The 15401-nt window shown below is 34.7% G+C and carries 15 protein-coding genes; 3 read left to right on the top strand and 12 right to left on the bottom strand.

The window, feature by feature from the left end; translation table 11 throughout:
• Window positions 1–124 precede the first annotated feature (124 nt).
• Window positions 125–625 (top strand): endonuclease V, encoded by a 501-nt coding sequence (locus ABJD27_RS19035; protein WP_348171886.1) that lies wholly within the window; start codon window positions 125–127, stop codon window positions 623–625.
• An 82-nt stretch (window positions 626–707) separates the two neighbouring features.
• Here the strand turns inward: ABJD27_RS19035 and ABJD27_RS19040 are convergent, their stop codons facing one another.
• On the bottom strand, window positions 708–1256 hold the full coding sequence (locus ABJD27_RS19040) for a hypothetical protein (protein WP_348171883.1): 549 nt from the start codon (window positions 1254–1256) through the stop codon (window positions 708–710).
• Window positions 1257–1518: 262 nt separating this feature from the next.
• Here ABJD27_RS19040 and ABJD27_RS19045 point away from each other — a divergent pair, with 262 nt between their 5' ends.
• Both ABJD27_RS19045 and ABJD27_RS19050 read left to right on the top strand, forming a co-directional pair.
• Window positions 1519–3159, top strand: coding sequence for an ABC-F family ATP-binding cassette domain-containing protein (locus ABJD27_RS19045; protein WP_348171881.1), 1641 nt, complete (start codon window positions 1519–1521; stop codon window positions 3157–3159).
• A 139-nt stretch (window positions 3160–3298) separates the two neighbouring features.
• The gene (locus ABJD27_RS19050) at window positions 3299–5047 is read left to right on the top strand and encodes an FG-GAP-like repeat-containing protein (protein ID WP_348171878.1); all 1749 of its coding nucleotides are present in this window, start codon (window positions 3299–3301) and stop codon (window positions 5045–5047) included.
• 9 nt (window positions 5048–5056) lie between these two features.
• Here ABJD27_RS19050 and ABJD27_RS19055 read toward each other — a convergent pair whose 3' ends face one another.
• The 11 genes from ABJD27_RS19055 to ABJD27_RS19105 all read right to left on the bottom strand — a co-directional run bounded on the left by ABJD27_RS19055 (window position 5057) and on the right by ABJD27_RS19105 (window position 15381).
• Window positions 5057–5554, bottom strand: coding sequence for a hypothetical protein (locus ABJD27_RS19055; protein ID WP_348171875.1), 498 nt, complete (start codon window positions 5552–5554; stop codon window positions 5057–5059).
• A 6-nt stretch (window positions 5555–5560) separates the two neighbouring features.
• A complete protein-coding gene (locus ABJD27_RS19060; protein ID WP_348171872.1) occupies window positions 5561–6028 on the bottom strand; it encodes a VOC family protein in 468 nt (155 codons plus the stop codon).
• Complete coding sequence (locus ABJD27_RS19065; protein WP_348171869.1) at window positions 6029–7750, bottom strand: FG-GAP-like repeat-containing protein; 1722 nt, start codon at window positions 7748–7750, stop codon at window positions 6029–6031.
• Between the two features lie 32 nt (window positions 7751–7782).
• Window positions 7783–9213, bottom strand: coding sequence for an amidohydrolase (locus ABJD27_RS19070; protein WP_348171867.1), 1431 nt, complete (start codon window positions 9211–9213; stop codon window positions 7783–7785).
• Between the two features lie 97 nt (window positions 9214–9310).
• The gene (locus tag ABJD27_RS19075) at window positions 9311–10207 is read right to left on the bottom strand and encodes a hypothetical protein (protein WP_348171864.1); all 897 of its coding nucleotides are present in this window, start codon (window positions 10205–10207) and stop codon (window positions 9311–9313) included.
• A gap of 29 nt (window positions 10208–10236) precedes the next feature.
• The gene (locus ABJD27_RS19080; RefSeq protein ID WP_348171861.1) at window positions 10237–10593 is read right to left on the bottom strand and encodes a hypothetical protein; all 357 of its coding nucleotides are present in this window, start codon (window positions 10591–10593) and stop codon (window positions 10237–10239) included.
• A 287-nt stretch (window positions 10594–10880) separates the two neighbouring features.
• Window positions 10881–11540 carry a hypothetical protein gene (locus ABJD27_RS19085; protein ID WP_348171858.1) on the bottom strand — a complete coding sequence of 220 codons (660 nt, stop codon included), beginning with the start codon at window positions 11538–11540 and terminating at the stop codon, window positions 10881–10883.
• Window positions 11541–11633: 93 nt separating this feature from the next.
• Window positions 11634–12944 carry a deoxyribodipyrimidine photo-lyase gene (locus tag ABJD27_RS19090; RefSeq protein WP_348172029.1) on the bottom strand — a complete coding sequence of 437 codons (1311 nt, stop codon included), beginning with the start codon at window positions 12942–12944 and terminating at the stop codon, window positions 11634–11636.
• A 40-nt stretch (window positions 12945–12984) separates the two neighbouring features.
• Window positions 12985–13683 (bottom strand): SDR family oxidoreductase, encoded by a 699-nt coding sequence (locus tag ABJD27_RS19095; protein ID WP_348171855.1) that lies wholly within the window; start codon window positions 13681–13683, stop codon window positions 12985–12987.
• Between the two features lie 17 nt (window positions 13684–13700).
• The gene (locus ABJD27_RS19100) at window positions 13701–14177 is read right to left on the bottom strand and encodes an SRPBCC family protein (RefSeq protein WP_348171852.1); all 477 of its coding nucleotides are present in this window, start codon (window positions 14175–14177) and stop codon (window positions 13701–13703) included.
• 91 nt (window positions 14178–14268) lie between these two features.
• A complete protein-coding gene (locus tag ABJD27_RS19105; protein WP_348171849.1) occupies window positions 14269–15381 on the bottom strand; it encodes a Gfo/Idh/MocA family oxidoreductase in 1113 nt (370 codons plus the stop codon).
• Window positions 15382–15401 lie beyond the last annotated feature (20 nt).

The following is a 15401-nucleotide window of genomic DNA, read 5'->3' on the forward strand; positions in this document are numbered from 1 at the left end:
TCCTTTGAGAGAAGGCTAGGATGTGGGAAATTAGATGCTTTGTTATTTATAAATTCTGTATACGCTTTCGCGAAAGCGTATAAAAAAAACATTCCAGTACTATGAATGTAGATAGTATACGATTATGATTCTCGCCTTTGATACCCATTATTTTGAAGAAAAAGCAAAAACGGTAGCTGTCCAGTTTAAACATTGGACAGATGAAGTGCCAAATCATGTGTATAACGAAACACTAATGGGCATCGCTGCTTACGAATCTGGAGCATTTTACAAGAGAGAACTTCCTTGTATTCTGAGCCTTTTAAAACAAATTGACCTTACGGTTATAGACGTGATTGTAGTTGATGGTTTTGTGGTACTTGATGATGAAGGTGCCTTAGGATTAGGCGGGTACTTATATGAAGCCTTAGATCAGAAAATTCCAATTATTGGTGTTGCCAAAAATAATTTTGCAAAGATCAATGCGTTAAAAATGCCTGTATTTCGAGGCGATAGTAAGAAGCCATTGTATATTACTTCAAAAGGATTATCACTACAAGAAGCTGCATCTCATATTCAAGAAATGCATGGCGAGTATCGTTTTCCAACACTCCTTAAAGAAGTAGATAGTATCGGGAGGGAGTAATTGGTACAAACAAATAATGAGAGGCATCGTGTAGATACCTCTCATTATTGAGTAATTATTTTTTACTTCTCTAGAGGTTAGATTACCCCATAAGTGTTTCTAAAGGTGTTGATAGATCTCCTTTTATTCCATCACCGTCAGCGCAACTTCCATCAGCGCAACAATCAGGGTAAGATTCTCCATCTTCGTCACAACTGTTTGATATAACACATACAAAAGAACAATCATCAAGAACACATTCATCAGTAATGATCACGCATTCTTCTCCAGAATTATCACATAGCGCTTTAATATCTCCCGCAACAATATCATTATTAAAATTACATGACGGTCCACTAAAAGACATCCCTTTTAATCTCTTAATAATATAGATGGTTTGTATCTGTTTTTTCTTAGTGTAATAGGTGAGTGCGACTACTTTTTTAATCTTCATACTTTTTGCATTAAGATTGTTTTTAGCTAAATATCTTTTATAGTCTTTTAGCGTAATTGCTTTTACACTACTCACTTTAGCATAATCTGCAAGAAGTATGTTCAATGCTTGATCTACAGATCTCGTTTTGTTTTTTTGAGCATGTCCAATACATGTAAATGCAAGAAATAATACAATGGTAAGTTTAATGATTTTCATAATGTTTGAATTAAAGTTTAACATGGATAACTATTAATAGTTTTTCTATTTGATGTGTCAAAAGTAGTATGGCTCTTTGTTCTAAATTGTAGCTAAATGTCTTTTTATGAGTAGTTTAAAGCCTTATTTTTTTTCAATGAATTCATTGATTTTTTTATTTTATGTGATTACTAGTTATGGCATTCTTATATGAAAAGTTGGAAGGGCTATATGTAAGAACCTGTGACTCTTTTGCCTATTTTTGCATCCTTAAAATAAGTACATGATTGCAGTAGATAATTTAGCCGTAGAGTTTAGTGGAGATACCTTGTTTAGTAATGTGTCATTCTCTATTAATGAGCAAGATAAAATTGCCTTAATGGGAAAAAATGGCGCAGGAAAATCTACAATGATGAAAATCATTGCAGGTGTTCAAAAAGGAACGCGCGGCCATGTACGAACTCCTAAAGATGCTGTGATTGCTTATTTACCACAACATTTGCTTACAGACGATGATTGTACGGTGATGGAAGAAGCATCCAAAGCATTTGCTCAGATATTTGAAATGAAGGAGGAGATGGATCGCCTTAATAAGGAATTAGAAACCCGTACCGATTATGAATCTGATGCCTATATGGATATCATTACAAAAGTATCTGATCTTGGAGAGAAGTTTTATGCAATAGAAGATACCAATTATGAAGAAGAGGTAGAGAAGGCATTACGAGGTTTAGGATTTAAAAGAAGTGATTTTAATAGACCCACAGGTGAGTTTAGTGGGGGATGGCGTATGCGTATTGAGCTTGCCAAAATCTTACTTAAAAAACCAGATCTTATCCTTCTAGATGAACCTACCAATCACGTGGATATCGAATCTGTAATCTGGCTAGAAGATTTCTTGTTAAATAAAGCAAAAGCGGTTATTGTAATTTCTCACGATAAGGCCTTTATAGATAACATTACAAATCGAACGATTGAGGTTACGATGGGACGTATCTATGATTATAAAGCAAATTATTCTCATTATCTAGAACTACGAGCAGACCGTCGCTCACACCAAATAAAAGCATACCAAGAACAACAAAAATTCATCGCCGATAATATGGCATTTATAGAGCGTTTTAAAGGAACGTATTCTAAAACAAATCAAGTATCCTCTCGTGAGCGTATGCTTGAAAAATTAGAAATTATAGAAATAGATGAGATTGATACATCTTCTTTAAAACTTAGATTTCCACCAGCGATGCGTTCTGGAGATTACCCTGTAAAAGTAGAAGGCTTGACAAAAACTTATGATGATCATGTGGTTTTTAAAGATGCAAATATGTCTATCGCTCGAGGCGAAAAAGTATCGTTTGTAGGTCGTAATGGAGAAGGGAAGTCTACCATGATCAAAGCTATTATGGGAGAGATTGAGTATGAAGGGGAGTGTGAGTTAGGACATAATGTAAAAGTTGGGTACTTTGCTCAAAACCAAGCTGCATTACTAGATCCAGATCTTACTGTTTTTCAAACTGTAGATGAGGTGGCAAAAGGAGATGTTCGTACACAAATTAAAAACATATTAGGACGTTTTATGTTTGCTGGGGATGATATCGATAAAAAAGTAAGCGTCCTTTCTGGAGGAGAAAAGACACGACTTGCGATGGTAAAACTATTACTAGAACCTGTGAATCTATTGATACTCGATGAGCCTACCAATCACCTTGATATAAAATCCAAAGATGTATTGAAAGAAGCATTACAAAATTTTGATGGGACACTTATCTTAGTATCTCACGACCGTGATTTCTTAAGAGGTCTTTCTAAAAAAGTATTTGAGTTTAAAGAAAAACGGGTTATTGAGCACTTCGAAACCATTGATGATTTCTTAAAACGCAATCGTATAGAAAACCTCAAAGACATCGATTTGATGGCTAGGTAATAGTATCGTAAGTTCAAAGCGTTCTAGAAGCTTATTTATGTAGTCGCGTAAGCAAAATCACCTGTGTCTGGCGTTGTTAAAAGAGCTCGTATTCCTATTCAAAGGAAATTTATTAACTTACCAGTTCTAAACTCAAGGTATGAAGAAAATACTACTCTCTTTCGTCAGTTTGATATGTTGTTCTAATTTTTATGCACAATCTTATTTTGAAAACGAATCTGCAGCGCTTGGTGCAGATATCGCATTTGAAGGATATATTCTAGGTGCAGGTATTTCTTTTTATGATTATAATGGAGATGGCCTAGATGATATTACGCTAGCTGCAGCACAGGATAATAATCACAAATTCTTGAGAAATGAAGGGGGTTATTTTGTTGAAGATGATTTAGGGATTTCTAATGGAGGAGAACAAGCAAAGCAAGTTAATTGGGTAGATTATGATAATGATGGAGATGCAGATTTTTTTTCAGCAAGTGATCAAAGTAAGTGCCGCCTTTATCGTAATGATGGAGATGGAGTATATACCGAAGTGAGTGAAAGTAGTGGGATACCGAGCACTGTTTATGATTTCTTTGGCGCATCTTGGGGAGACTATAATAATGATAGTTTTTTAGATGTATTCTTAAGTGTACGAGATCCTAACCAGGTTGATTTTAATATGTTATATAAAAATAATGGTGATGGTACTTTTACAAATGTAACAGAAGAGGCTGGTTTACATCTTACAGGTTTTTTATCTTTTTGTAGTGCTTTTTTTGATTATGATAAAGATGGTTTTCAAGATATTTATATAGCCAACGATAAATTCTTTACTCCTAATTTATTATATCATAATAATGGAGATGGAACTTTTGAGAGTGTAGGAGTAGCTACTGGGACAGATCTTTATATGGGAGCTATGTCTACTACGATAGATGATTATAATAATGATGGATGGTTAGATATTTATGTGACAAATTTTTACCCTCCAGAAAATGATACTGGAGTCGTAGGAAATGCTTTTTTACGTAATAATGGTGATGGTACTTTTACAAATATTGCAGAAGAAAATGGAACCCGATTTGACAGTGTAGGTTGGGGCGCTGTATTCCTAGATGCAGATAATGATACCGATCATGATTTATACGTTAGCGGAAATATAAGTGATCAGAGTGAGTTTCTTGAAGCTGCTTTTTATGAAAATCAAGGTGATGGCACTTTCTTGATTCCGGAGACAGCTGGATTTGATGGGGATAATGGGAGTAGCTATTCTAACGCAATGGGAGATGTAGATAATGATGGTTATCCAGAAATTATAGTAATGAATAATGCATTTGAAGAAATTTACCTTTGGAAAAATGAAACTCCTCAAAATAATAATTGGCTAAAAGTTAAATTAGAAGGGACCGAGAGTAATCGTATGGGCATAGGTTCTTGGATTCGCATAAGTGCAGGAGGTCAAGAACAGTATCATTATACACTTTGTGGAGAAGGATATTTAGGACAAAATAGTGCCTATGAATTTTTTGGGCTAGGTGACGCTACAGTAATAGATTTTATAGAAGTTACTTGGCTAAGTGGTCACGTAGATTATTATGAAAATATAGATGCTAATCTGTCTTTGACAATTGTAGAAGGTGAAGCTCTTAATGTAGAAGAAGCAGTAGCTACAAATAACTTTCGTCTATATCCTAATCCAGTAAATTCTAATGGTACATTCTTTTTGGATGCTAAAAACCCTATAGAAGGAAATCTTACTTTATATAATACAATAGGAGAAAAAGTGTTGAGTTCTTCGATGGAAGGTGTCTCTACACAACTTAATGTACAAGGTTTATCTTCTGGTTTTTATATTTTGAAAGTAGAAACTCAAAATAATATTGAATCTTTTAAGCTAATCATTAAATAGTAGTCTTATTTAAGAATCAAATTTTTTTTCAGGATTGCGGAAGTGTACTTCATCTTCTGGAGTTAAAGTAATCGCACGTTCTATTTTATCTTTTGACGGGATCATCATAATTAATAAGATCATAGCTAATCCTGCGATCAAAAGAAAGAATAGATTATTGGTAGTAAGGTATGTGAGCGCTGCAAATAACCCAACACCTTCTACAGTAGCAATACGAATAAGATGTGTTGTTTGATATAATCCTAATTTCTGTAATAAGGTTTTAGGTTTTTTATTGTTATTTAAAATAAGTTTCGTCAGAAACTTTCCTAAAATGATGGCTCCAATCAATGATAACGGAATTATAAATTCCATAGGTTGTTGAGTAAAAGATAAAGACCCTAACCGTCTTGATGAATAGATTGCATATCCTGAAAAAACAGCTAAACTTAGCATGATCCCATAGTGAAGGAAGTATATCGTTCTTATAAAAGCTTTTAAGTTTGATGCAGATTGTTGTTGACTCATAAATAATTAGTTATAACGTTTTTCTCCATCATTAATTTCAATCCAATATCCATCAGGGTCTTGAATATAGATCTGTTCTATACGATCTGGTCGGATAGATACCGCGTTCTTTTTCCCTGGCCAATCATAATAAGGAATATCTAATGTGTTTAGATGTCTTATAAACAATGATACGTCTGCTGTTGTAAGTGCTATATGTACTCCTTTTGGAATAGTAAGCTCTAGGTTTTTTACAGAAATAATATGTAACTCTTGATGTTTCCCAAGTCTAAACCATTTAATATGATCTTTTTCTGTACCATCATATATTTCTTCTATTCCAAAGATGCTTTGATAAAAATTTACACTACGGTCTAAGTCAGTTACATTAATAGCATAATGATCAATAGAGAATTTCATTTTGCTATCTTTTTCTTGCCCATAAGAAGTATAGATACTGCTTATGAGCAAGATAAAAAAGGATAGTTTATTCATTTATTTTTTGATGAATTTCTTTACGGTGTCTCCTACAGAAACAAAGTATACTCCAGCTGTTAACTGAGATACATCAATAGATTGATCTCTAGTTGCACTTGGATTTTGTGTAAGAACTTGTCTACCTACAATATCATATACATACATCGTAGATACATCTGTAGTACTATTCATTGTAAAGTTTATGACAGTAGAAGTTGGATTAGGAAATAAAGTAGAGATTTCTGATACATTAGATACATCATCTATACTTAATAAACCTTCTCCTTCCCGTATTGTTAACGTTTGGTTACCATCTACAACATTTACAATATCTACAATTCCAGATGGCCAACTTACAGTAATAACATCTATTGTAGTGGCAGTACCAAGTCCGAAATGAGTAAGTAGTGAGTTTTGAGTTCCATAGCTTTCTCCTGCACGTACTTCACGTACTTGCGATCCCCAAGCACCTTGAATCTCTATGCGAGCTCCGATACCATTGCTATTACTCTCTACACCTTCTAAATCAATTTTACTCCAGTTGTTGTCGTTTCCATCATTCATAAACACTCGGTCTACGATTCCAGACGGATTATTAAAACCACTTGCATATCCAGCAATAAGATCTATAAAACCATCATTATTTAAATCACCTACAGCAGCACTTTGTATTTGATTGTCAGAAGGAAAAGGGTTTGAAACTGAAGTAAATGTATTATCTCCATCATTTAAAAGCAGTAGATGGTTTCCATTTCTAGTGGTTAGAATAATATCAATAAATGTATCATTATCATAATCCTCCATCATGACCTGGATGCCTAATCCTAATGAGTTAAGAGCTCCAGCAACTCCAGAATCTGTTGTAATGTCTGTAAAGGTAGCATCACCATTATTTTCATAAATTTGACTTCTTACATCGTGATTTATCATGACTGCATCAAAATCACCATCATTATCAATATCTTCAAAATTAGTCGCCCATGTTTGAGTCAAAGGACGAAGTCCAGCAATATCGGCAACTTCTGTAAAGTTATTTGAACCATCATTTTGATATAATACATTTAAGCGACGTGGATCATTAGGGTTTCCAGCTGCTTGTAATCTACATTTTGAGATAAAAAGATCAAGATCCCCATCATTGTCATAATCTGTCCAGATAGACCCGTAGTTTCCTGAGTTGTCAGAATCACCAGCAGTTACTGCATTGATCATATCAAGATCATACGTAAATGCACCATTTCCATTATTTCTATAAGGAGAAGAAATTCCATCATCGTGACACGCGAAGTAGTCGATTGCACCATCATTATTAATATCTGCAAAATTGGTGTTTTGAACAAAAATATTTGGACCTCCTAACATTTCTACCGTAAAGGCAGTTCCGTCATTATTTGCTTTGACAAGTCTAATACCATCATAAGAACCTCCTACAATAATATCATTAAATCCATTTTCGTCTACATCGGCAATAGAAATACCCCATGGGCTTCCAACATTACCGATCACCAATCGTTCAAAGGTTCCATTTGTTTGTTGGTACTCTATTTCTAAACTAATTCCATTGTTTAATCGTACAATGTCATCTAGTTTGTCATCATTCATATCTACGACAGCAAGGGCGACTCCTCCAAATAGATCTTCATTTTCTAGAAGGTTTGAAGCATCTGTAAATGTTACTTGCGCTTTCGCGAAAGCGGAAAAAAGAATAATCCCTGCAAGGGCTAGTAATTTATGTTTCATAATGATTGTGTGTAGTTTTAAATGTGAGATTTTTAATTTCCGTTGATTGGTGGTGGTCCTGGAGGCACAATGGCTTCATAAACGGCATCACCTTTACGTTCTTTATATTCATCTTTTACTTCTTGTAAAAGGGTAGGATTTTCAAATAAATCAAGCATGGTCATTCCCATCGCTTTACTCGCATAGACCATTCCTTTATGACCTATAGACATACCACCGCAGGCAACTACTGCCCATGAGTGCCAAGGCGTGTCTTTGGGAGCGGTTGTTACACCAAGGTTGATGTTTGGAACATTCCAACTTACATCACCTACATCTGTACTTCCTCCACCTGGATGCTCTTTGGTATCCTCCAATGGGTTGATATTACTATCCATTCCTACTTGAGGTTTTCCAGTGACTTCTTGGATTTTTTTTCCAAAAGCTTCTTCTTCTGGAGTATAGGTGATAGGACCTAATAATTCTAAGTTATTTTGCATGGCTTGTCCTCCTGATCTATTGACGAGTACTTCATAAATACCAGAGATAAGAGATACTTTATAATCTACGTTTGCCATAATTGCAGCACCTTCTGCCATTTTTTGTACACGTTCATATACTGGCATCATTCCCTCACGTTTGGTATCACGTACACGCATCCATAATCTAGAGTAATCAGGAACAACATTTACTACTTGACCTCCATCCTGTATGTGATAATGCATACGTACTGTAGGTTTTACGTGTTCTCTATAATAGTTTATTCCAGTGGTATAGATTTCTAAAGCATCAGAGGCACTACGCCCATTCCAAGGATCTGCGCTTGCATGTGCTGCTTGTCCGAAAAATTCAATTTTAAAATCGACAAGCGCTAGTGAACTTTGTACATCTGCTTTTGTAGACGCCGATGGATGCCAAGATACATTTGCATCTACATCATTCCAGAGGCCTTCACGTACCATCCAGATTTTACCAAAGAATTTTTCTTCAGAAGGTGTTCCCATAAACTTTACGGTTCCTTTTATTTTTCCTGCTTCTATAAGTTCTTTAATAGCAATAGCAGAACCAAGGCTTGCTGCACCAAAAAGGTTGTGACCACAACCGTGTCCAGCAGCGCCTTCATTGAGAGATGCTTTGGTAGGTTGTGCTTTTTGAGAAATACCTGGTAAGGCATCAAATTCTCCTAGTACACTAATTACAGGACTTCCAGAACCGTAGGTAGCAACAAAAGCAGTAGGCATACCAGCGACACCTCTTTCTACTTTGAATCCTTGTTTCTCAGCATAGTCTGCAAGAATTTTACTGGACTGTGTTTCTTCAAAAGCTGTTTCGGCTAATGCCCAGATATTATCTGAAATTTCGATAAGCGCTTGTTCGTGTTTTTCAACAGAAGCAATGACCGCTTTTTTGTTTTTTGATAATTTTTGTGCCGTTGCCCCAAAAGAGATGAGAAGTGCGCACACAATAAGGTAAAAGTGTTTCATAAGAAGCTTGAGTTAATGATGGCTTCTAAGATAAGGAAAAGCTAGGAGTAATTAGGTAATAGCTTCTATCATGATATAGATTAACTATTTAGTGATTTTAATAATATGTAATGTCGTAATTTCTAGTAGATCCATCTGATGGATCATTTTCTATTACAGAAGTAATTTGATTGTCAGAATTACTAGTATATGCAAATGTACTTGGTGCTCCGTTATTAAATGTTATAGCAGTTAGATTATTAGGAAGGTATGGGAAATCATAATAAATACTATCACTAAATGACCAACCACTTCCCCAAAACCTATATATAAACTCGGGTAGGTATATAGATTGTAATTGATTAAAAAAGGGATTGGAGTCTGTACTGTATGTATATTGGTAGGTTTTTGTTAGTTCATCTGTATCGCTATTAAATTCTTCATTTAAAATCAAATTTCCTTGAGAGTCATATGTGAAGATCTTATAAAGATTACTAGTTTCTAATCTAACGACTCTTCCTAATTGATCTAATTCGATAATTACTTGAACAGAAGAACCAAAATCAGCAATTATTTGATTGTTTTGATAGGATAGGGTGGCATATTCTCCATGAGTATCATCGCCAAATCGAATTAATGTCCCGTCTGTATTATATTCATAAATGTATGAGATTTCATAACTCATCCCAGGATCTTGATACTCAGTAAGGTATTTGGATGTGATATTTCCATCATTATTGTATGTATACGCATTATTAATAGTTCTATCTGGGTCATTTCCAGATGCCGTGATTAATTTATCACCATCATATTCATAGGTGATTTTAAAACCATCATCTATTGATCTGACTAATCCAGGATTTGAATTGTTGTCTTCATCAATTTCTTCCTCTATTTCCATTTCCTCCTCCATTTCTTCTACTATAGGATCTACATCATCATTACTTGAACCGCAGGAAAGTATTAGAAATATAGAGAGTATTGTAAAAATAGATTTTGAAACTTTAAAATTCATTTTAATATTTTTAAAAATTACTTTCATTTTTACTTCTTAGTAGGTTTTGGTTTTAATTCAGAAACATAGTTCAAACTTTTTTGGAGGTATTCAGATAGCTGTTCTGTATCTTGTAATAGATCATTTGGTACTTTAACATATTCCTTCATAACCCGTCCGTGTTGTTCCATTAATTGACTCTTAAAATGTTGAATAAAGCCGCCTCTATCTTTTTCTGAAAGTCGTAATCCCATAGTCCCATCTTTAGATAAAAAAGAAAACATATGTCCGTTTATAGAAGTATACGGAGTTGTTTTTCCTTTTCTTTCAATTTTTGGATTGTCTCCAATAAGGCTGTTATAGAGTTCCAGTTTTTCTACAGGGATTTCGATTTTTGGTTTACTCATAGGTAGATTTTCTAATGTGTTACAACTAGTATCTAAAAATAGAGCTGTTGTTTCATTTTTATAAAGCTGCCTCTAAAAGTACATTTTTTAGATTGTAATGAATAGATATCGGATTGATTTATTTGTACTAACCTACCATCTCTATCTCTTTATATCCTTTTAGATAAAGCTCTGGATTGTTTATATGATCTACTAGAGAAGTAGTATTAATTATCTTTTGGTATCATCATATCTGCTAGACTCAAGACGTATGTTAATTGAGGATATGTAAAATGCACATTCATATTCTATTGCTTGAATTTCTGTGTTTTTTCTAATTCTTTTCCAAAACTAATTTCAGATTCAATTTGTCGTAGAGATGATCTTAGTAAACTTAATGGATGATTTGGAAAGTCAGTGTCATATTGTTCTTCTTCAGATATGTTCATTAATACACCTTCTTTTATACCAGGATTATAAGGATCACTGGTCCATCCTTCATATCCTTGATCTCCGGTTGTTATTTTTCCTTGATTTAAAAGTATCATAGCAATTGTATTATCTCTCATTCCAGAAATCCCAACTTCTGTAGCCTGTACCTTGATCACATAACTATAATTCTCAAATGGGATAATCAGTGAGGATAAATAAGCCATTCCTACAGGTTGTTGAGGAAATTTAAAAATTGATTTAAGAGTAGGATGTCCTTTTAAATCTATAATATCAATTTGAATGAGCCCTCCATTATTTGCAGAGATTCTTTCACGGTAAAAATCTCTCATTACTTGTGCATTTTTTATAGTTGGGAGATCTGGTTTTTTATCAAAAAAATTTACTGATAAAGATATTCCTTGTTCTACGTTAGTCCATTGTTTAAAATGACGTTCATCATTATCTTTATTCCAATCAAAACTGGGTATAGAAATAGAATTGATATTGATTTTGTTTCGCTTGAATAGTTTTATCATCTATGATCCCTTATTGAGGTTAATATTGATTTTATTGAATAAAAATCAATACCCTCTAAAAATACATTTTTTTAAACATTTAATAACATCGTATCAGCTCACTGCTTCTTTATACACTTTCAAACAACGTTCACGCGCCATTTTATGATCGACCATCATAGGAGGGTAGGTGAGTTCTTGTAGTTCTGGAACCCACGTATTGATATATTCTTTTTGTTTATCAAACTTCTCGATCTGTGTCATAGGATTAAAGATTCTAAAATAAGGCGCTGCATCTACTCCAGAACCAGCAGCCCATTGCCAGTTTCCTACATTGGCACTCATATCATAATCCAGTAATTTTTCTGCAAAATAGGCCTCACCCCATCGCCAGTCTATCAATAAATGTTTACATAAGAAACTGGCAACAAGCATACGCACGCGATTATGCATAAATCCTGTCGTATTTAATTCTCGCATGCCTGCATCTACAAAAGCATATCCTGTCTGACCGTCGCACCATTTTTTAAATTCTTCTTCATTGTTACGCCACTCGATACGATCGTATTTAGGTTTAAAAGCCTTGTCTTTTGTATGTGGGAAATGCCAAAGAATTTGCATGAAAAACTCTCGCCATATAAGTTCGTTCCAAAAGATTTCATTCTCTTGGGCAATGGCTTTTTTTGCCATTTGGCGTATGCTTACTGTCCCAAAACGAAGATGAGGTCCCAATCTAGAAGTTCCATTCTCTATGGCAGGAAAATTACGCGTAGCTTCATAATTTTCTATGAGTTCTTCTGTAACAGTATACGGAGGGACTTTAATCACTGATTCTTTAAATCCCATATCTTCTAAAGTGAGGTTGGGTAAACGACTGTCATCTATAAGATTTCCTAGACTTATTAATGGAGAATGATCTATAAGATGTAATTCAGGATTAAAGCGCTCTTTCCATTTATTTTTATAAGGCGTGTATACGACATAAGGAAGACCATCATTTTTCACAATCTCATTTTTTTCAAAAATGACTTGATCCTTATAGGTGTGTAACAAAATGTCTTGCTCTTGTAATTGTTCTTTTATGTCAAGATCTCTTTGTAATGCATAGGGCTCATAATCGTGATTTGCATAAACACCTTGTACATCATATTGTGTACATAATTTTTTGAAAACAGCTTCTGGACTACCGTAATATAAACCTATTGAACTATTATAATTACCTCGAAGTGTGTTACGCATTTGTTGAAGCGTCTCAAAAATAAAAGGAACTCGTGCATCATTTTCAGGTAATTTATCGAGAATATTTTTGTCAAAAATAAAAATAGGAAGCACAGGGATTCCTTGTTGTAATGCTTTTGTAAATGCGGTATTATCTTCTAGGCGTAGGTCTCGTCTAAACCAGAATAGGATTACTTTTTCCAATATACATTGAGGGTGTTTGTGTATACGCTTTCGCGAAAGCGTACTAATTAAGATTTAATGTACTGGTTCCTCCATCTACACCCAGTACTTGTCCAGTGATCCAACTACTTTCATCACTTAGTAAAAAGGCGGCAACATTTGCAATATCTTCAGGGCTTCCAATACGCTTCATAGGGTGTCTGGCATTCATTAATTCTTTTTTCTTATCATTATTTAATAGGCGTTTTACCAAAGATGTATCTGTAAGGGAAGGAGCAATGACGTTAACTCGTAATTTTGGAGCATACTCAGCAGCTAGGGCTTTTGCAAATCCTTCGATAGCACCTTTTGCCGCAGCTATACTAGTGTGATACGGCATTCCTACTTTTACAGCAACGGTACTAAAAAACACAAGACTCGCTTGATTTGACCTTTTAAAATGATCCATTACTTGATGTACCGTTTTTACCATGCTTAAGAAATTAAGCTCCATGTCACTTCTAAACACCTCGGTAGATAGCGCTTCAAAAGGTTTGAGATTAATAGTACCTGGACAGTATACAAATCCATCTATATGATCTGGTAAAGCGGTGAGGTCTAACTCATCTTTTTCTGCATCATATGCTATATGATTTACATCCAGATTTCCTAAAGTTTCATTAGTACGAGAGGCCACATATACGGTGTGCTCTGTATGTAGTTTTTGGGCAATTTCAAACCCTATTCCGTGACTACCTCCTATTAAGAGTATGTTTTTTGACATAATTTCCTTTTACTTGGTTATACTAGTGGTGTTTTAAATTCACCATATAATTCGGTTAACTTTTGTTTACGATACGCAAATATTTCATCCAATTTTGGTTTTACAAGAAATGGATGTACGAGTTGTCCTAAAATTCCCATGGGTACTTTGTAATCTATAATATCTTCCATCTCAACGCCTCCAGGAATTTCTTTTATAAAATGTTTATGATGCCATAGTGCATAAGGACCAAAACGTTGCTCATCTACAAAGTACTGACGATCCTTGACATGTGTGATTTCTGTGACCCATTTGGTTTTTATACCCAAAACAGGAGTTACTATATATTGAATAATTTGACCAGGATACATAGGACGATCTGCTCCTGATAAGATATGAAATCCCATATAATCTGGAGTAATTGTCTTTAGATTCTTTGGGTCTGAAAGCAAATCCCAAGCTTGATCTATAGTGATAGGGAGGTTTTGTTTTGCCTGTAATGTATATATTTTCATCGCCTATATAATTAGTATAGACTATAAAAGTACAATTATTTTGTTTAATGAAAAATAATTAATGTTAAACAAAATAAAAAAAGAATATGATTTATAAATTTAAAGGTATTTTTTTACCTCCTTGCTCAATAGATTGATAGATGGCTTCTACAATGGTAAGATCTCTTAATCCCATGCTTCCAGGTACTTTGTTAGGAGTTCCTTGTAATATATGTAGCGCAAAATCATCCATTTGTAACGCTTGTTGTCTTTTATGAGGGAATGTGATTTCACTTCCTTCAGAAGTACGCCCGTGTAATGGACCATAGGTATAAGCTACATCAAGTTCATACCAACCTTTATCGCATGAAGCATATAATCGATCTGCCCTTGCATTATGGGATGTATATATAGAGCCTACAGCGCCACTTGGAAATTCAAATTGGGCGGTGATGGTCTCGTCTGTATCCTTAAAATAATCAGGTTTGGTACTAAACTCTTGCGCAGTTACTGATATAGGATTTTCTCCTGCCCCATAAATAGCTCCTTGAATAGCATATACCCCCATATTCATCAAAGCGCCTCCTCCAGATAACGCTTTATTAAGTCGCCATTGGTTTGGGTCTGGATTGCCATAGGATGGATATCCTGCTTCGGCAGTGACAAAATTAACCTTCCCAAATTCCTTTTCTTTGACAATGCGTTGTATTTCTTGCGTATGTGGTTCTGAATGCAATCGATACCCTACAGATAATTTTACGTTGGCTTTCGCGCAAGCGTTAATAATAGCTTGACATTCGGCAACACTTACAGCCATAGGCTTCTCGCAAATAACATGCTTACCAGCTTTTGCGGCTCTTATACAAAAATCGGCATGCATCGCATTGGGTAATACAACATATACAATATCGATACTATCATTATGTATGATGGTATCAAAATTGTCATAATTGTATATATTTTCTTTTGGAATTGTATATTTTTCTGTCCAAATCTTTTCTTTTTCAGGAGTGCCTGTTACAATTGCTGCAAGGTGACAATGCTTAGTTTCTTGTAAAGATGGCGCTAGCTCATAGGTGCTATAGGTACCTAAGCCTACTAAGGCAATGCCTAAACTTTTTTGATTTCCTGAACTTTCAAATGCGCACGCTAATGGGACATTACTCATAAGGGCAACACCACCGATTGCTTTTGAAAATTTGGTATTAAAGGTTCTTCTATCCATATCTTCTTTTTTAAAAAGCC

Source organism: Dokdonia sp., from assembly GCF_039945015.1.
Classification (GTDB): domain Bacteria; phylum Bacteroidota; class Bacteroidia; order Flavobacteriales; family Flavobacteriaceae; genus Dokdonia.